An 18,122-nucleotide genomic window follows, 5' to 3' on the forward strand; every position below is an offset into this window, starting at 1 on the left:
AGGGGCTGCTAACTGTCTCTTGATTTGCTTCCCCCCTGCAGGTCATGTACAAGCATTGGTGGGAGCTCATCACGGTTTTCCCTGGTAACCATAATGAGTTTCACTTTGGGATGATTTCTCAGAATGTCGGTAAAACCAGTACTTGCCAGCTTTATCACGCCCAAGACGGGTTTATCGCCATCCAGAGTTTCAAGTATTTCCTTTTGAAATTGAAGCGCATGACGCTCAAAATTTCCGCATTCATCCATTATAATCAGGTCTGACTCCACTCGGGCCGAGCGGATCAATTCAACGCCATCGATATCAAATTTATCCGTCAAAACCTGGGGAAAGCCGTCTTTTCTAAACCGGACGATGCCGTTATTTTCAGTAAATACATTCGCATCAGCTGCTGAATTCATATAAAGCAGCCGGTCTTCACAGCCTCGATCGGGACCGAAGTAAGTTTTAAAGCCTCCGTAAGATCGATTAAGCAGTGTCAATGTCCTGGCAATGACAGTGCTTTTTCCAATCTGTATTTCACCGGTAAGAAATATTTTCATCTATTTGCAGTCTCCTTCGAGTTCAAATATTCCGACGGATTTTTTTTTGGGCATATAGAAAGGGTATTCCTTTTCTTTTGTTTCAATGAGTTTCTGAGCGAGGAAATGATTCAAATCCTCATCGTTGACTTCAGCATAATTTGTTTTAATATAACTTTTCGCTTCTTCGATAGAAATTAATGGTTGTCCAAATTCCAGCGAAACTTCCGTAAGTGAATAGGCTATTCCTTTTTCTTTTAACGCTGCTTCCACTTTATCATAGCTATTTCTGTGAAAGGCTCGATGTTTATCAATACATGGGTTATTTTCATTCTTTTTGTCGACTACCGCAATTAATTTTTTGCAGAAGGGAAAGAATTTTTCTAATTCATGACTGCCAAAAAAACTGGTGTAAATAACATCCCAACTTTTGTCAATATCATTACAATCCATCAAGCAGGTCTCAATATTTGTAATTCCTCGATCCTCTATGTTCTTTTGCAGTGACTTAATGGCTTCTTTGTTAATATCGATACAGGTAATATTCTTAATACTTTTACTCAATTCCAAATCAACCAGTCCCAAGCCACATCCGATATCACAGAAGGTAGAATATCCCGCCAATTTCGGTGTAACCAAATCCGCGATATTCTTAAAAAATCCCGAATACTCATTTGCTTCCTGATACCATTTGATTGTGACAGCATTCCAATTAAAATTCATTTCTCACCTCATTGTTTTTTTTAACGAAACCTTTTGGCCAGCCACATGCAGCTTCACATTTTCAGCACCGGAGGCTATACTAACGGCACGTTGATTGTCTTTAATGACAAATCCGGATAAGTCGCCGATGCCGTAATCAAAAAACACCGGAGCAAGAGGGGTTCCCGGCCCAACAATGGTAATCAGCTGAGCATTTTTTGAAAGTTCCAGAAATCTCGGAAGGGTTTTATCCAAAACCGATGCACAGGTTAAATAGACATAATCACACTCTGGCAGTATATATTCACTGGCAGTTATGGGATAATCCCCTTCTTCCGGCTCCCACTCAATGATCGAGAAGTCGCATTTCGGTGCCATCAGTTTTTCGATATACGGGAAATGTCCGACGACCGCAACTTTCTTATCCTTTATTTCATTTTGAGACATAATAAACGGATCAAACCTGCGATCCTCCACACGCGGTGCATCAGAAAATTCAACGCCGTTATCTCTGGCAACCCGGGGATTATTGTAATGCGCATTGATTGCCGCCACGCCTACCGCTGCCTCGACAAAATTCCAGGACTTTACGCATTCGGCAACCTCGCGAAGCGGCATTCCAATCTTATTTTTTGTAAGCATTGGCATTCTCGTTTCATACGGCTTGGATGATGCAATTCCAACCCCGTTGCCACTCCGGATTAAAGTCCGTTTCTTACCGCAAATCATCTCATCCACAATTTTATTCTCAGGGATTCCCTTGATTAAAGCGTCATAAATTTCCCACATAGAACCTACTCCTTTTCATATTTTAATTAATTCTTCGGTGATCAAACCACCCTGACGGAGCGTATTGCGAAGTTTCAACAGAACATTATCAAACTTTTCAATGCCATCAAGGCTTTGCTTTTCAACCACAGAAGTTTCTATTATTTTATAAATTCCGCCATTCTTAATTACAATCCGTTTATTGGCACTCAGTGCTAATAATGGATCATGCGTCGAAACAAATATAATTTTATCTTTTTTAGCTAAAAGAAGCACTGCTTGTCGCCGATCAATGCCGGCATTTTCAATTTCATCAATCAGAACGATCGGTGATTCACTCATATATGCTGTGTCTGCAATCATCAATGCCCGGGATTGTCCACCACTGAGTTGGGTCACTTTTGTATCTTCGGAGAATTGCTCGCCGGCCAACTCATTGGCACATTGAAAGCACTTTTCCACCACTTCATTAACATTCGGTGTCAATCTTGATTTGGCGTGCATTTCAAGGAATTCCCGGGCCGTCAGATCCATGACAAAATTCATATTCTGAGAAAGCTGAGCGACCAGTTTACCATCCATCTCAAAGCGCTGCAGATCATCAAGCTCGGCACCATTTACCATTATCTGCCTTTTGGTGGGAGTATCCCTTTGCGCCAGACATTCAATGTCGTTTAACAATCGACTCTTACCTGAACCGGTGGGTCCGACAATGCTGATAATCTCTCCGGCTGAAATGGTCAGACTGATATTCTCCGGCTCCATCAATTTATTAACGCCACCATTGATAGTAATAGACAAGACTGAATTCAAGGCGATTTCGGTCTGGGAAAATGTTTCAAGGAACACACATAAGTTTTGCAATATTTCAGCACGATCCAACCCGAATTCTTCAAGCATTTCATCTTCAACTTCATCAAGTGCCTGTGGAAAAATCAGGTCTTTCGAAATGCTGCTTAAACGGTAATTAGCAAGAAAATCATCAGCGATTGGATACTGCTTTATTACTACTGCCACGGTCTGACTGTTTATTATTTCCATAAAATCTTGTTTTATCATATTTCTGTAAACTCCATTTTCTTCATCATACCCATCTGGTAAGCTTCGCCGATTGTTGTTTCACCGGTGCAGTAAGAGCAAACCGAGGACGGGGTCGTAAAACGGAGTTTCATGTCTCTCAGCGTGTGGACATCCAAAGCCTGCTGCAGATATTTTGCCAGCATAAATGATCCCTGTCCCGTAATGCCGTTAACAAAAATAATCTTAGCTGAGGTATTCACCTGTTTGATATTAAACGCAAAGACTTCCCGCTCTGCCTGGGAAACAATATCCCCTTTTGTCACCACGACAATATCCGCGAATTTCAGCATCGGTCCAATTTTTCGGGGCGTGTTCACGCCAGATAAATTATCAATAACACAGATTGATAAAATCCCTTTAATATAGGGAGAACAGCGGTTGCAAAGGCCGGCACTCTCAGTGATGAGCATTTCAAAGCCGGATCGCATGCCCCATTGAACGGCATCTTCAACATTGCTGACAAAATAGTGGTCAGGACATATTTTTCCTGAAAAGCCCATCTGAACCGGTATGCCCGCTTCTTCATAACTGATATTATCAAATGAAGTGAGACAGTCAAATTTTACAACGCCGATACTGCCTTTAGGCATATCCAGACACTCAATGAGCTTTAAAACAACCGCCGTCTTTCCTGAAGAGGGCGGTCCGGCAACAGTTATTAGTTTCATTTGTTTACCTTCTTTTTATTTATATAGTTTTTCCTAATATTACGAAAACGGCAAAGTAGTCTGATTTGGCTACTTTGCCGCGCATTTAATAAATTATATACTATTTTGTAGTTTTTCCAAGTGAATTTGCTACCAAGGCATTATATTGATCCTGGGTCAGATCGCAATGATAGAAGAGTTTATAATATTCTTTCGCTTTATCATAAACATTGTATTTTGCCTGATCTGGATATAACAACTGAGCCATCCAAATATCACCCATGTAGCGGTTGACAGAAGGTGGGCTGCCCATCCAGTTGTAAGGACCATTTGGCACTTCGTAATACTTTCCATTTTTTATAGCGGTAAGCTGCTGCCAGGCCGGATCACTTGCCACGGTGCTGTAAATGCTGTCCGGTGCAAAAATGATGACATCCGGATCCCATAACAGCAACTGTTCCATACTCACGGTATCGCCGGTACCCATGCTTGAGACTGAATCCAAGACGGCGACGTTATTGCCGACCTTATCGATAACCTCGGCATGGATCGAACCTTTGGCAATTACATTCAGGCCGTTATCGCCGGAACAGTAAACCACCTTGAGTTTTCCTGCTTCTCCAACTTTATTCATAATAGCCTGGGTATCACTATTGACTCCTTCACAGTACTTAGCCAGTGCTTCGCCCTCTTTTGTCATGCCTAAAAGTTTACCCAGCGTTCTGTAGGCTTCCGGCATCTTATCTAATGTTCCATCTATATGCACGGCTGGTATTCCAACCTGTGTCTGAATGGCATCCATATCTTCGACCACTGTTTTCTTGGGATCACCAATATCAATAATGATTTGAGGATTTACCTTTGCAACTTCTTCAAGGTTTAAATTTTTCATCCCATAAAACTGCCCCAGAACGGGTAGGTTTAAGTACTGGGTATCAAGATATTGTTTATTTAGATCCGTCCAATCACTGGTAATGCCGACAAACTTATCAGGTGCTAAAGCAAAAAGCGCCATTTGAGCCAATGAACCCGAAGGCACGATTCGGGTAATATTGGTCGGTACTTCCACTGTTCGTCCCGTTGAGTCTGTAAAACTGGTGGTTGCACTTGCACTTGAATCGCTTGCTTTACTGGTGCTGCAGGCCGTTGTCATTGCTGTCATCGACAAAATTAGACAAGCTGCAAGCAGCATCGAAATAATTCTTTTTTTCATTTTTCTCCTCTTTCACATAATATATTTTAGAACCCTTTCCAGGTATCTAATCATAAGTTAAATTTTTCGCGCTCTTTAGATTGCACATTTGGGAATACAGACTCTTACTTTATCCTCATATAAACTTTGAATCTTCACTTCTGCTGCATAAAGGTTGCGAATCAACTCTTCTGTGAAAATATCGCCAGGCACACCGTAGGCAACAATCTTGCCATCCTTCATGGCCATCACAATATCTGAAAAAAGGAATGTCTGATCAGGATTATGAGTTGACTGCATAATCGTATAGCCTTCTTTCGCTAAAGACTTTATCTGGGTCATCACTCGAATCTGGTTGCCATAATCCAGATTTGCCGTGGGTTCATCTAAAATTAGAATTCTGGTTTCCTGAACCAGCGCCCGAGCCAGCAAAACAAGCTGACGCTCCCCGCCGCTTATCTGGGTATATCCCCGATCGATCAGATAAGATATTCCAAGTCTTTCCAAAGCCGCCTCCACAAGCTGCACCTGTTTTTTCCCGGGCTTGGAAAAGGCCGATACCTGAACCGTTGTTCCCATGAGAACCATATCAAAGACACTGAAATTAAAAGATGGATAGTGGGATTGAGGAATAAAGGCTACTAATTCAGCCATTTCCTTGATACTCATTGCTCTGGTATCTTTACCGTTTAGCAACACCTGACCCTGGTATCCCTTCAGCAAACTCAGGATACAGTGAAAAAGAGTACTTTTCCCGACCCCATTCGGCCCCAAAATAGAGATTAACTGATTTTCCTCTGCTTTAAAATTAATGCCGTCGAGAACAAGCCGATCACAGTAGCCAAAACTAAGGTTTTTTACTTCGATGCTCAATAGATATCACCCTTTCTTGTAATTAAGTAGAGAAAGAACGGTGCCCCAATAAAAGCAGTCAATATGCCAAGGGGTATTTCTGTAGAGAAAAGATTTTTGGATACATTATCCACTATCAAAAGGAAAATGGCACCAAGCAGCATACTGGTCGGCATCAGATGATTGTAATTGTTGCCGACCAGTTTTCTGGCCAGATGTGGAATAACCAGGCCAACCCAGCCAATCATACCACTTACCGATACACTGGCTGCTGTTATCAAAGTGGAACAGACAATTACAATGATCCGAACCTGGTTGGAATTTACGCCCATGGTCCTTGCTTCATCATCCCCCATCGTTAGGACATTCATCCGCCACCTTAATAGCAGCAGAGGGATAACCCCGATGGCCATTGGTATGATTACGAAGGAAACATCGCTGTTCTTCGTTCCGCTTAAGCTCCCCATGAGCCAATAGGTTATCGCGGGCAGCTGTTCATTCGGATCGGCAACTAATTTAATAAACGATGTTCCCGCTGAAAAAAGAGAACTGACCATAATACCAGATAGAATCAATCCCAATATACCGCTGCCCTTTGCCTTCTTGCTGACAAAATACACGAGCGCAACTGTTACCAGACTAAAGAAAAAAGCGCTGAAGGTAATCATATAGCTGCTTTGATAATTGAGAATTGCCAGCGCTGCCCCAAACGCCGCACCGGCAGAAGCACCCAGAATATCCGGAGCTGCCATGGGATTTTGAAAAACCCCCTGGTATGCCGCTCCAGCACCAGATAGACAACACCCTACCAGGCAAGCTAAAGCGATCCGAGGCAAACGTATATTGAATAAAACCGTTTCCATCGTATCTGTCCAAAATTGATCAATGGGAATGATCTTTGAAAATAAAATGCCAAGAAGTTCTTTCGTGTAAACTGGATAACGGCCAATCCAAAAGGAAATGATGATTGAAAAAATCAAAATAATTCCCAGACTAAGCACGATGAGATTGTTTTTTTTCGTCTGATTCATTTCCTACTCTTTCCATCTAATACTTTTTTATTTTATTTTTGTTTTGTTTTGTATCTTATTGCATTGTTTTGTTAATGATTTGTTAATTATATAGTAATGTAATCTTTTATGTCAAGTCAACTTTTCGTAACCACGTCATAATCTTATGTTTTTCTCCAAATTGAGTTGATCAAATATTTTCAACTGTTCAAAAACTTATCACAATGCCATTTTTGCTGCTATTCTCGACGCTAAAAAATTCTAACAGATCCGCTGAACCTTTTCTTTTTTATCCATTGGATAGCCTCTGACTATTTCCAGGACTTCTTCTTCTAACGATTCTCTAAATTCCAAGATGTCCTTATCATAGACAAAATCCCAACCTAGATAGCGGATTGGTTTCCCCTGATACTCTTTGTTTTCGACATTTTGATTGAATGAAGCAAAATGGGAATCTCCCCAATACTGACCTAACTCAGGTCCTGACAAATAATCGATCAGTTCTTTTGCCTGATCCGCTTTTTCTTTTTTTACTGTCATCAGCAGCGGGAAAACAGGTGATCCATCCTGAGGCCAAATCACTTCTATATTTTTTCTGTTTCTAAGCAAATATCCGAAATTTTCCGGGATGATACTAATCGGGGGTATGCTTTTGTTCCCCTTCCCAGCCTCTTTTACTACTTTAGAAAAATGTCTTAACTCTTTGATAGCCTTTGCAAAAGTTAATGCCGCCGCTTTGCCGTATTGTTCATATATGTTCACCACAATCGTCATATCACAGGAATCATCCCCGTGTCCGTGAATGGAAATCTTTTTTTCATAAATCGGATCCAACAAATCTTTAAAACTTGTCGGCACCGGCAAATTCGAATCAACAGATTTGTCAAAAACGATCACTGAGAAACTCGCCCCCAACATCGAATAAGTTTCTTTCGGATCTTTGTAATCAAAGGTCTCATAAAAAGAATGCGGTTTAGCATCTTTTAAAACATCAGTAAAAATCCCCTGTTCCTGAAATTTTTTAAAATTGGGTGCAAATAGACTTTTAAAATCACAGGCAAGAATAACATCGGGATACCGGTTGGGATCTTCCACCCATCTTAGTGCTTCCATATATGATTTCGGACTGTCTTCATTCCCCATGGGATAATGAATTTTCACCTTATGTGACTGATTGTAGTTTTTTACAAATTCTTTTATCGCTTCCGTTGTTTCCACCTTAATCGCACAGGCTGGGAATGTCATCAAATTAATACAGCCCTCTTTATGAAAATCTGGTGAGTCAATAAATTCCTGATATGGGTTCATTTGGTTCCTCCTTGTTCAATAATATTTTTTTGAAAACTATCCACAATCCTGAATCATCATCTTTGATAGTAAATCCATTGACCTTCGTTTTTTTCATCAAACATTCATAATCTTCTTTAGAACTTCTTCGCTCTTCTGCATTGGTCAACCATTTCTGATCAATGGCCAGCATTTTCTCATCCACCATACGCTTTAACTCCCGGTTTCCAAATCCTCCCCCGATATAGGCAGTTCCGCCTGGTTTTAAGACCCTTAATATTTCATTGATTGCTTTTACCTTGTCCTGCCAAAAAAACAAAGATCCTCTGCTGGACACCAGATCAAATGACTTATCGGGAAACGTAATTTTTTCAGAATTTCCGAGTTTCACATATACCCGGTCTTCCAATAACGCTTCCTTGATGTTCTTCTTTGCAATTTCGAGCGCTTCTTTGCTCATATCATACAAACAAACCTGCATCTTCGTTTGTTTTGCAATGGCCAGACCCACATATCCCGGACCGCTTCCAATATCCAGACAAGTACCTTCTTCCTTTCCCTTTCGGGTTTCCAGCATTTGCGCTGCAATCACCGGATAAATCGGATAGAAAATATTTTTTGAAATATCATGAAATTCACTTGCTTTTCCCTGTTCTTGCATCCTTTATCACCTTTCTTCTTCATTATTTTATAAGAATATTCCAATTCGGCCTTCTGCCCTTATTAGAGTTTCATATTTTTGACATTACCGATATGATAATCTTTTCCGATCATGGTTTCCCCCAGACAATAGGAACACAGGGCTGCCGGCATTGTGAACCGTAATTTTTTATCATCCAAATTCTGATAATCATTCGCACTTAAAAAAAGTCGTCCCAGTTCAGCGGCGCCTTGTCCGGTAATCCCGTTGATGTGAAGGATTTTTGCCTTGGGATTAACCATTTTCACATTGTACGCAAACACCTCACGTTCAGCTTGAGAAACAATATCGCCCTTAGTAATCACCACAATATCTGCAAATTTGAGCATCGGCCCAATTTTTTTTGGCGTATGACAACCGCTGAGATTATCAATCACACAAACGGATAATATGCCCTTAATATGGGGCGAACAGCGATTGCAGAGTCCAGCGCTTTCGGTTATAAGAATATCCACATTTTCCTTTAAACCCCAATGAAAGCACGCGTCAATATTGTTCACAAAATAATGATCCGGACACAGACTCCCGGATAAACCTAGTTTTGTTTTAATCCCCTTTTTTTCATAGATCAGCTCATCCGCTGTCGAGAGGCAATCGAACTTAATCACTGCCAGTTCAATCGCCTTCTTTTCAAGCGCTTCGATTGTCTTTCCGATAACACTTGTTTTTCCGGATGAAGGCGGTCCTGATACTGTTATCAATCTCATCTCCATAACCAACTTTCTTGTTTCCTTCTCAGCTAATCACATTGAACCTTTTGGCCCGCCCGCAAAGCATTGCGAATTTTCTGTGTTTCCCGATCCCTTTTTTCCAGCTTTTCCAGAACTTTTTTTTCGCTTTCATCACTTTCAATGATTTTATACATTCCGCCATTTCTAATCACCAGCCGTCTGTTGGCCATCAGCGCCAAAACTGGATCATGAGTCGCAATCAGGATAATTTTTTCAGCATTAACCAAAAATTCCATCGCCTTTCTTCGATCAATTCCGGCATTCTCAATTTCGTCAATGAGTACAATCGGAGATTTACTCAAAAAAGCAACATCTACGATCATCAGCGCTCGGGACTGTCCGCCACTTAAAGCCGTTAACGGAGTTTCCAGGCTAAACGGTTCCCCAGCTAAATCATTAGCATGCTTTATGATTGTCTCAAGCACTTCATCAATCTGCTTAATGTTCCGGCTTTCAGCATGCATCCTGATAAACTCTTCAACATTTGCATCCATAACAAAATTCATATTTTGAGACAATTGGGAAATCAGTTTCTCATCAAAAGAATATCGTTTGGATTCATCCGGCAGGATTCCATTGATAACGATCACTCGTCCAGTTGGCGTATCCGCTTGAGCCAACCATTCAATATCGGCTAATAATCGACTTTTACCCGAGCCCGTTGGTCCGACAATCGATACGATTTCCCCTGGTTTGAGTAAAATATCAAGGGGCTCTTTCTCCCCATCCTTATTAAATCCCCCTTTGATAAGGATGGATTTTACTTTAACCTCTGACTCTTCCTCTAACTGCCCGTGGAGAGCGTCGTAACTTGCGTAAATCATTTCTTTATTGGTCCCTATATCCTCAAGCATATCTTCATCGATATAATTGAGATATTGATCCAGGGACTGATTTTTATCAGGAAGATCAAAACCCATTTCAGTTAAAAAATCATAGGGATTTTTTAATTGCCAACTACCTTCCATTAAATCACCCGCCTATCTTAGTTAACTCATCGCTTTGTATCATAATCTAAGAATATTATAATCATTTTTAACTTATTATAACATCGTTTGATTCCGTTTCACTTCGTTTTATTCGACGATTATAGCATCCTTTTTTGAATGTGTCAAAAAGATCATCAATAAGTGATAAAAAGAGCTCAAATAATTGACACAAATCGGGATTACGTGTAAAAAAAATAGACTCTAAAAGAATCTATTTCGAAATTTCCTAATGCAGCTTTCTCGGGCATCAAAGTTCAAAACGTTTAATCACTTTATTATTGAAGAGTCCTGCAGATATATTATATGTCTACTTTTTTCTAAATTCTACCGGTGTCATTCCATATATTTTCTTAAATTGTCGATTAAAATGCTCCACATTCTGATAGCCGGCTTTTTCAGCAATGACTTCAACCGTCATGTTCTCACTTTTTAAAAGGGTGCGTGCTTTTTTCATCCTGACTTTCTTAACAATTTCTCCAAAAGTGTTTCCCGATTTATCCTTGATATATTTAGAGAGATATGGTTTTGATAAGCAAAACTGTTCTGCCAGTTCATCCAACGTCACGGTTATGTAATTTAATTGGATATAATTCATGATTTTATTCAATCGTTCATCTCGATATGGATTTTTCCCGGTTTTAGAAAGTAACTGGTTTACTGCAACCGTCAATGCCTGAATCGATCCCTCAATGATATCCTCATCAATACCGACACCCCAATACATTTTTCCATTGCAGCAAATACCGACGTAAGCAGCCGCTTTGGAGGATGAACCTCTGGATAATGCATGCTCTTCATATATAGCTAATTCGTAACTGATATTAAAATACTGTTTTATGGCATTACTTACCGCATCAAGCCTACCATTACCAGTTCCTATTACATTATGTTTATTCTCTCCATGACTGATCATGACATCTGCAACAATCCCTTCTGTTTGTTTAAAATGGCACTCTGGAATAACAAATATATCTGAATTATAAATATATTTGTTTTCAAAAATCTGATAGACCCACTCTGGTGAAAGTTCCTTATGTTCCTTATCAGAAACATCCTTTACGGTATATCCGACCTCTTCTTTCATCCTATCTGGAAGTATGAAGCCATAATTTTGTTTCAAAATATAGCTTATTCCCCCCTTACCCGACTGACTGTTAATCCGTATGACATCGGAGTCATATGTTCTACCGACATCTTTAGGATCAATCGGCAAATATGGAACAGACCAATGTTTTGATCTTTTCTCTTCATGCCAGTGCATGCCTTTCGCAATCGCATCTTGATGTGATCCAGAAAAAGCAGTAAATACAAGCTCACCTGCATAGGGTTGACGCTGAGAGACATGCATTCCTGTCAATTTTTCATAAGTTGAACTAATGACCGGCATATTGCTGAAATCCAACTCAGAATCAATCCCATAAGAAAACAGATTCATTGCCAACGTGATTATATCGACATTTCCGGTTCTTTCACCATTTCCAAACAAAGTCCCTTCAACCCTATCAGCGCCAGCAAGGACACCCAGCTCCGCAGCTGCAACACCGCATCCGCGATCATTATGCGGATGAATGCATAGTGAAACGGCATCACGATATTTAATGTTTTTATGAATATATTCAATTTGCGAGGCAAAAATATGAGGCATTGCATTTTCAACAGTAGCAGGAATGTTAATAATCACTTTATTTTCGGAAACAGGCTCCCAAACATCAAGAACGGCATTGCATACTTCCAGTCCGTATTCTACCTCGGTTCCCGGAAAACTTTCGGGACTGTATTCGAAGGAAAAATTACCTTCAGTCTGGTTAGCAAGAGTCTTAAGCAGTAACGCACCATCAACCGCAATCTTCTTTATCTCTTCCTTGCCTTTTTTAAATACCTGTTCCCTCTGTGCCACAGATGTTGAATTATACAAATGAATAATTGCATTCTTTGTCCCTTCAACGGCCTCAAAGGTTTTCCTTATGATATGTTCCCTTGCCTGTGTCAGGACCTGAACGGTAACATCATCTGGAATCATATTTTTTTCTATTAATGCCCGCATAAAATTATATTCTGTCTCAGATGCAGCCGGAAAGCCTACTTCAATTTCCTTAAAACCAATATCCACAAGCATCTTGAAGAATTCAAGTTTTTCAGCTAAACTCATTGGTTCAATTAAAGCCTGATTGCCATCACGCAGATCAACACTACACCAGATTGGTGCTTTCTCAATATAGTCTTTCTTCATCCAATCACAGGAACGGGTTGGGGGTAAAAAATAGGGTCTTTTGTATTTTTTGTAATTCATCATAATTAGTACTCCTCCTTAATCGTTTTTTTTGCGTAAAAAAAATCTCTACGACTAGCTAAAACCAGTCGTAGAGACGAAAGTTCAATGATTACTTACGCGATACCACTCTACTTCATGTTAAACATGCTCTCAATGGATACTCGGAAAAACTTCTTTATATCCGGTCCTTATTACGGTGGACTTCCGGCATAACCTACACAAATATTACTACTAATATCCATTCAGCCTGCAGCTCCAAGGCGAGTTCACCGTTTCGCTTCTATCGTCTCACATCAACCAACGACTTTCTGAAATCCGCTAACCAGCTACTATTCCTCTTCTTTGCTTTTAGTACCATTATATTATCATCTTTTTTTTAATACGAACAGTGATAAATTTAATCATTTTTCTTGATCTTTTTTAACCGCTGCTTTTTAACCGGCATTTGCCGCCAATTCATGTAATAAAGTTATCCAGTTTACCGAATGTTTCATATCCGGGTAATCATTAAGGCCACCCGAAGGTGGCCTCAGACTGCAATTTATTCAATATCATCATCAAACCGATGTAGAAAAGAATATCACAGAACCGAAATAAATCGCCACTTAATCGCCATAACGATCCATAAATGACCTGTATTTAAATCAGGCATGAAAAAAGCAGACCCGACAAACGGCTCTGCTATGCATTCTTTATGGTGCTCCCTCAGGGATTCGAACCCTGGGCACCCTGATTAAGAGTCAGGTGCTCTAGCCAACTGAGCTAAGGGAGCTTAGTGGTGCCGAAGGCGGGACTCGAACCCGCACGTGATCGCTCACAACGGATTTTGAGTCCGTCACGTCTGCCAATTCCATCACTTCGGCGAAATAAAAACTTGATTAAATTTTGAAGCTTTTTACTCCTGATACGATAGAGATAATTAAATATCTCACACGGCACTGTTGTAAATAATAACATACCACAAATAAAATATCAATCTTTTTTTGAAATTTCTAATTATTTTTCTTAATTGAAAAGACGACAAAATTTTATCTTGTTTTTCGCAAAATATGGGGTACTATTATTACATATCGGATTTTTTAAAGATTTCAAATCCGCTGATCCCTTCTGTATAAGTATTTTTTTAGAAAGCACGGTGAAACTAATGAGTATGTTCGAAAATAATAAAACAATCGCTTACAAAGAATTCCGAGAATCTGTTAATGAATCTGTTCTTGAACTGATCAGGAGAACACAAGATAAAAAATGCAATGGCTGCATTGATTTTATATATGATGAAGAAACTGCCATGGGTTATTGTGAAGCATTGGAAAACACCTGGCCTGTTAAAAATGCAAAAGCTGTTCAAAGACTGACTGACTGTTATATTTGTGACCTTAAAGCAATGAAATAGAATAACAGCTCTATTGATGGGGTGTTTTTTGCTTTGCTCGATATGCCTTTACAACTCTTTCACAACATTCCAAAGCGGTATAATCATCAGTTGAAATAATCAGATCACAATCGTCGTAGTATTTTTGACGCTCTGCCATCATCTGTCTGATTCGTCTTAACGGATCTTCACTTTTTAGTAAAGGTCTTGTCTCATTTTCCTGCACGCGTATAAATATTGTCTCCGGTTGCGCTGTTAAACAAACAATAAAAGCATTCTCTTTTAATAGTTTTCGATTTCTCTCAAATAAAACAATTCCGCCACCGGTAGAAAGAACTACTCGCTTCCCCATTAACGCTTCTTTTAACACCCCATATTCAGCTTCTCGAAATGCACTTTCACCAAGATCGGAAAAGATGTCTGCGATTTTCATTCCCATGGCAGTTTCCACCAAATCATCTGTATCAATAAACGTGTAGTTTAGTTTTTTTGCAAGCAGTGGACCGATGGTTGATTTTCCCGTTCCCATAAAACCAATGAGTGCAATACATGTTTTCTCTTCCTCCATATCACCCAATCCCTTCTTCTAAGAGTTTCTTTCCCAGTTCTGGATCGGGAAATATGCCGGTCCACAATTCGAATGCTAATAATCCCTGATATAGAAGCATTTCCAACCCGTTCTCGGTTTGTGCTCCAATGGCTTTCGCATCCTTAAGCAGCTGGGTCATCGGTGGACTGTAGATCATGTCATAAACCAGAAGTTCTTTTTTTAATAAGCTCTTAGCTAAAGGCGTTTTTTCAGGAGCATCCGCCATACCAAGGCTGGTTCCATTTACAATCACGGCAGCCTCTGCTATTGCTTTTTTCAACTCTGATTCTTCCATCGAAATTGCCTGCGCTTTTCCTGGCCAGTTTTCATTTATTTGCGTTGTCAATTCAAGCGCTTTTTCAAACGTTCGATTGGCAATTATTACTTTTTTTATTCCCCCATCCGCCAAAGCCATGGCAACGGATTTAACTGCTCCGCCACAACCTAAAATCAATAATGTTAATTCTTCCTTTGATTGTTGCCCCAGTTTTTTTTCAATGGATTTTATGAATCCAAATCCATCGGTATTATAGCCGATCATTTTTCCATCACGACAGACCACGGTATTGACTGCCCCGATTTTTTCGGCTAGAGGATCCAATCCGTCCAAATATTTTATGATTTCTATTTTATGTGGTTTGGTTATATTAAATCCACCAAAATTCATTAGTCTAAATCCCTGAATAAGTTTTTCTAAATCCCGAGATTTTACCGCAATCGGAAAATAAACGGCATCCATATCATTAGCCGCAAAAATTCCGTTATGTAATTGTGGCGATAAGCTTTGAGCAATGGGATCTCCGATGACAGCATATAATTTTGTATTGACCGATATATTCATCTTCATCTCCTTGATTTCTGATATTCTTTCTGCATTGTAACACAGGTTTCTTTTATCGTAAATATCTACCCGCAACTAAATGTTTAATCACCAAACTATTCTATTGATCAATTGTTATTCCGCTTTCAAATGATCGCTAAGTAAATAGACTTTATCTGTATTCTTATAAAATTTCATTATTATACACTCTTTTCAATAAATATTCTTTTCGCCGTTTCATAACTGTGTTATAATCGCAAAGGAAATTAAAGAATGGAGGAAAATTTTGAACAATCAAAGAATTATACAAGTAGAGGAAAAGGTTCCGCTGAAGATGCTTGTGCCATTGAGCATCCAACATATGTTTGCAATGTTTGGCGCCTCAGTATTAGTTCCTTTTCTTTTTGGCATCAATCCCGCTATTGTTCTTTTTATGAATGGTGTGGGAACCCTGTTATTTATTGTTATTACCAAGGGCAAGTCGCCGGCCTACCTTGGATCAAGTTTTGCCTTTTTAGCTCCTGCCGGCATTGTTATCGCTACCTGGGGGTATTCATATGCCTTAGGCGGATTTGTAGCGGTTGGTATCTGTGGCTGTATCCTCGCAGGCATCATTTATAAATTCGGCACCGATTGGATCGACATCGTTCTTCCGCCTGCCGCCATGGGACCTGTGGTCGCGTTAATCGGGCTTGAACTTGCCGGCACCGCTGCAAAAACTGCCGGAGTTATCGGCTCCACAAGCTACGTGTTAGACAAAGCCAGCGGTCTTTATAATCAGGTCGTCACAACCATCAGCCCTAATAATGCCATTGTTTTTCTGGTAACCCTCGGGTTTGCTGTTTTTGGTTCTGTTTTATTTAAAAAATTCTTATCCGTTATCCCGATTCTCATCGCCATTATTGCCGGTTACATCGCGGCACTTATTACCGGTGTGGTTGGTTCAACAACTTTTCAAGCTGTCGCAGATGCACCATGGTTTGCTTTGCCAAATTTTCAATTTCCGCAATTCAAATTGGAAGCAATTTTAATGATCCTGCCGGTTCTTCTGGTTATTTCTTCCGAACATATCGGTCATCAAATCGTTACCGGAAAAGTTGTTGGCAGAGATCTAATAAAAGATCCCGGCTTGCATCGTTCTCTGCTTGCCGATTATATTTCAACCACTCTTTCCGGATTAGTCGGTTCTGTTCCAACAACGACTTACGGCGAAAATATTGGGGTTATGGCCGTTACCAAAGTCTACAGCGTTCAGGTTATTGCCGGAGCCGCCATTTTATCGATTATTTGCGGTTTTGTTGGAAAACTTTCGATGCTGATCAGTACCATTCCCGGGCCAGTAATTGGCGGAATATCCTTCCTGCTTTACGGGATGATTGGTGCTTCCGGTATTCGTATTTTAGTTGAAGCCCAGGTGGATTATGGCAAATCACGAAATCTGACGTTAACCTCCGTAATTTTCGTTGTCGGTTTATCAGGTGTGGCCGTCAATTTTGGCAGCATCCAATTAACCGGTATGGTGCTATCCGCTGTGGTCGGCATGCTTTTAAGCCTGACCTTCTATATTTTAGACAAACTTAAACTGACCAACGACCGTGAAGAAGAGCATCTTTATGACCAGCCTTAATTCAATCTTGACAAACCTTTCCGGTTTGTCTTTTTTTCTTTTAATCGCTGTATTTCTAATCAGGTTGGTGTTGTAAAAAAGTAAAATTTCACTTATACTGATAGTATTAGGAAATTACGAATTTATTTATGATGGTCACTCATTGTTTCATCTAACTTTTAGTTAAACTTGATGACAAACTAATAAATCATCGTTATTAAAAGGGGAAACATATGACAAATGATATGAAAATTGCAGTCTTAATTGATGCTGATAATGTATCTGATAAATACATCAAATATATTTTTGATGAGATCTCAAATCTGGGTGTGCCCACATATAAGCGAATATATGGCGACTGGACTAAACCTCAGCTGGCATCCTGGAAAACGGTACTGCTTAATTATTCCATTACACCGATTCAGCAATACAGTTATACCACCGGGAAAAACGCGACCGACGCGGCATTAATTATTGATGCTATGGATATTCTTTATTCTCATAATGTTGATGGCTTTTGTATTGTATCCAGTGACAGTGACTTTACGCGATTAGCCACCCGCCTGCGAGAAGCTGGTATGTACGTGGTGGGTATGGGCGAGAAAAAAACGCCAACTCCTTTTATCACAGCTTGTGAAAAATTCAAATATCTTGAAGTCCTGGCCAGTGATACTGCCGACGCTGTGGATATAACTGGACAAAATGGAAAACACGGAACATCTAAGGAAAACATGGCCAGTAAAAAAGAACTGATTCAATCGCTGAAAACAATTATCAATGAAAGTTCCGATGAAGATGGTTGGGCTAATTTAGGCGAAGTCGGATCCAGACTTAACAACCGTTATCCGGATTTTGACACCCGAAACTATGGTCATACCAAATTAAGACCACTGCTTCTTTCTTTAAATCAATTTGAAATCGAAGCCCGTAGAAACAGCAAGTCTCAAAATGCACACTATGTTGTTAAAAACAAGGTGAAATAAA

At 39.9% G+C, this 18,122-nt stretch carries 18 protein-coding genes, 2 tRNA genes and 1 other annotated feature; of the genes, 3 read left to right on the forward strand and 17 right to left on the reverse strand.

All coding sequences use genetic code 11. The features are described 5' to 3' along the window. Positions 1–8: 8 nt before the first annotated feature. The 15 genes from FZC41_RS05955 to FZC41_RS06025 all read right to left on the reverse strand — a co-directional run bounded on the left by FZC41_RS05955 (position 9) and on the right by FZC41_RS06025 (position 13,614). Complete coding sequence (locus FZC41_RS05955; protein ID WP_148566486.1) at positions 9–542, reverse strand: nucleoside-triphosphatase; 534 nt, start codon at positions 540–542, stop codon at positions 9–11. Continuing rightward, the gene (locus tag FZC41_RS05960; RefSeq protein WP_148566487.1) at positions 543–1,244 is read right to left on the reverse strand and encodes a class I SAM-dependent methyltransferase; all 702 of its coding nucleotides are present in this window, start codon (positions 1,242–1,244) and stop codon (positions 543–545) included. 3 nt (positions 1,245–1,247) lie between these two features. Beyond that, the gene (locus FZC41_RS05965) at positions 1,248–2,012 is read right to left on the reverse strand and encodes a DUF364 domain-containing protein (RefSeq protein ID WP_148566488.1); all 765 of its coding nucleotides are present in this window, start codon (positions 2,010–2,012) and stop codon (positions 1,248–1,250) included. A gap of 15 nt (positions 2,013–2,027) precedes the next feature. After that, on the reverse strand, positions 2,028–3,050 hold the full coding sequence (locus FZC41_RS05970) for an ATP-binding cassette domain-containing protein (RefSeq protein WP_148566489.1): 1,023 nt from the start codon (positions 3,048–3,050) through the stop codon (positions 2,028–2,030). Continuing rightward, entirely contained in the window at positions 3,047–3,739 is a 693-nt protein-coding gene (locus FZC41_RS05975) for a GTP-binding protein (protein WP_148566490.1), read from the reverse strand. The genes FZC41_RS05970 and FZC41_RS05975 overlap by 4 nt, the downstream gene beginning before the upstream one ends. A 100-nt stretch (positions 3,740–3,839) precedes the next feature. Beyond that, positions 3,840–4,931, reverse strand: coding sequence for an ABC transporter substrate-binding protein (locus FZC41_RS05980; RefSeq protein WP_148566491.1), 1,092 nt, complete (start codon positions 4,929–4,931; stop codon positions 3,840–3,842). 75 nt (positions 4,932–5,006) lie between these two features. Next, positions 5,007–5,783 carry an ABC transporter ATP-binding protein gene (locus FZC41_RS05985; protein ID WP_148566492.1) on the reverse strand — a complete coding sequence of 259 codons (777 nt, stop codon included), beginning with the start codon at positions 5,781–5,783 and terminating at the stop codon, positions 5,007–5,009. Beyond that, positions 5,780–6,793 (reverse strand): FecCD family ABC transporter permease, encoded by a 1,014-nt coding sequence (locus FZC41_RS05990; protein ID WP_148566493.1) that lies wholly within the window; start codon positions 6,791–6,793, stop codon positions 5,780–5,782. Before FZC41_RS05990 ends, FZC41_RS05985 begins: the two co-directional genes overlap by 4 nt. 240 nt (positions 6,794–7,033) lie before the next feature. After that, complete coding sequence (locus tag FZC41_RS05995; protein WP_148566494.1) at positions 7,034–8,080, reverse strand: ABC transporter substrate-binding protein; 1,047 nt, start codon at positions 8,078–8,080, stop codon at positions 7,034–7,036. Next, positions 8,055–8,720: a class I SAM-dependent methyltransferase gene (locus tag FZC41_RS06000; protein WP_148566495.1), complete on the reverse strand. Its 666-nt coding sequence runs from the start codon at positions 8,718–8,720 to the stop codon at positions 8,055–8,057. Before FZC41_RS06000 ends, FZC41_RS05995 begins: the two co-directional genes overlap by 26 nt. 62 nt (positions 8,721–8,782) lie before the next feature. Continuing rightward, entirely contained in the window at positions 8,783–9,466 is a 684-nt protein-coding gene (locus tag FZC41_RS06005) for a GTP-binding protein (protein WP_148566564.1), read from the reverse strand. A gap of 32 nt (positions 9,467–9,498) precedes the next feature. Continuing rightward, positions 9,499–10,458, reverse strand: a complete 960-nt coding sequence (locus FZC41_RS06010; protein ID WP_148566496.1) for an ATP-binding cassette domain-containing protein — start codon at positions 10,456–10,458, stop codon at positions 9,499–9,501. A gap of 328 nt (positions 10,459–10,786) precedes the next feature. After that, on the reverse strand, positions 10,787–12,772 hold the full coding sequence (locus FZC41_RS06015; protein ID WP_148566497.1) for a 2-isopropylmalate synthase: 1,986 nt from the start codon (positions 12,770–12,772) through the stop codon (positions 10,787–10,789). A gap of 66 nt (positions 12,773–12,838) precedes the next feature. Continuing rightward, positions 12,839–13,103: a binding site (T-box leader), on the reverse strand. A 343-nt stretch (positions 13,104–13,446) separates the two neighbouring features. Beyond that, positions 13,447–13,523 (reverse strand) — tRNA-Lys (locus FZC41_RS06020). Between the two features lie 4 nt (positions 13,524–13,527). Next, positions 13,528–13,614: transfer RNA gene (locus FZC41_RS06025), tRNA-Leu, on the reverse strand. 281 nt (positions 13,615–13,895) lie between these two features. On the opposite strand from FZC41_RS06025, the gene FZC41_RS06030 reads away from it, so the two are divergent. Continuing rightward, the gene (locus FZC41_RS06030) at positions 13,896–14,144 is read left to right on the forward strand and encodes a hypothetical protein (RefSeq protein ID WP_148566498.1); all 249 of its coding nucleotides are present in this window, start codon (positions 13,896–13,898) and stop codon (positions 14,142–14,144) included. A 10-nt stretch (positions 14,145–14,154) separates the two neighbouring features. Here FZC41_RS06030 and FZC41_RS06035 read toward each other — a convergent pair whose 3' ends face one another. Together FZC41_RS06035 and FZC41_RS06040 are read right to left on the reverse strand one after the other, a co-directional pair. Next, positions 14,155–14,691: a shikimate kinase gene (locus FZC41_RS06035; protein ID WP_148566499.1), complete on the reverse strand. Its 537-nt coding sequence runs from the start codon at positions 14,689–14,691 to the stop codon at positions 14,155–14,157. 1 nt (position 14,692) lies between these two features. Then, positions 14,693–15,553 carry a shikimate dehydrogenase gene (locus FZC41_RS06040; RefSeq protein ID WP_170253869.1) on the reverse strand — a complete coding sequence of 287 codons (861 nt, stop codon included), beginning with the start codon at positions 15,551–15,553 and terminating at the stop codon, positions 14,693–14,695. A 265-nt stretch (positions 15,554–15,818) separates the two neighbouring features. Here FZC41_RS06040 and uraA point away from each other — a divergent pair, with 265 nt between their 5' ends. Together uraA and FZC41_RS06050 are read left to right on the forward strand one after the other, a co-directional pair. Further along, on the forward strand, positions 15,819–17,159 hold the full coding sequence (gene uraA / locus FZC41_RS06045; RefSeq protein ID WP_148566501.1) for a uracil permease: 1,341 nt from the start codon (positions 15,819–15,821) through the stop codon (positions 17,157–17,159). 212 nt (positions 17,160–17,371) lie between these two features. After that, a complete protein-coding gene (locus FZC41_RS06050) occupies positions 17,372–18,121 on the forward strand; it encodes an NYN domain-containing protein (RefSeq protein WP_148566502.1) in 750 nt (249 codons plus the stop codon). Position 18,122: the final 1 nt, after the last annotated feature.

Origin of the sequence: Acetobacterium paludosum (genome assembly GCF_008086595.1) — a bacterium.
GTDB classification, from domain to species: Bacteria; Bacillota; Clostridia; order Eubacteriales; family Eubacteriaceae; genus Acetobacterium; species Acetobacterium paludosum.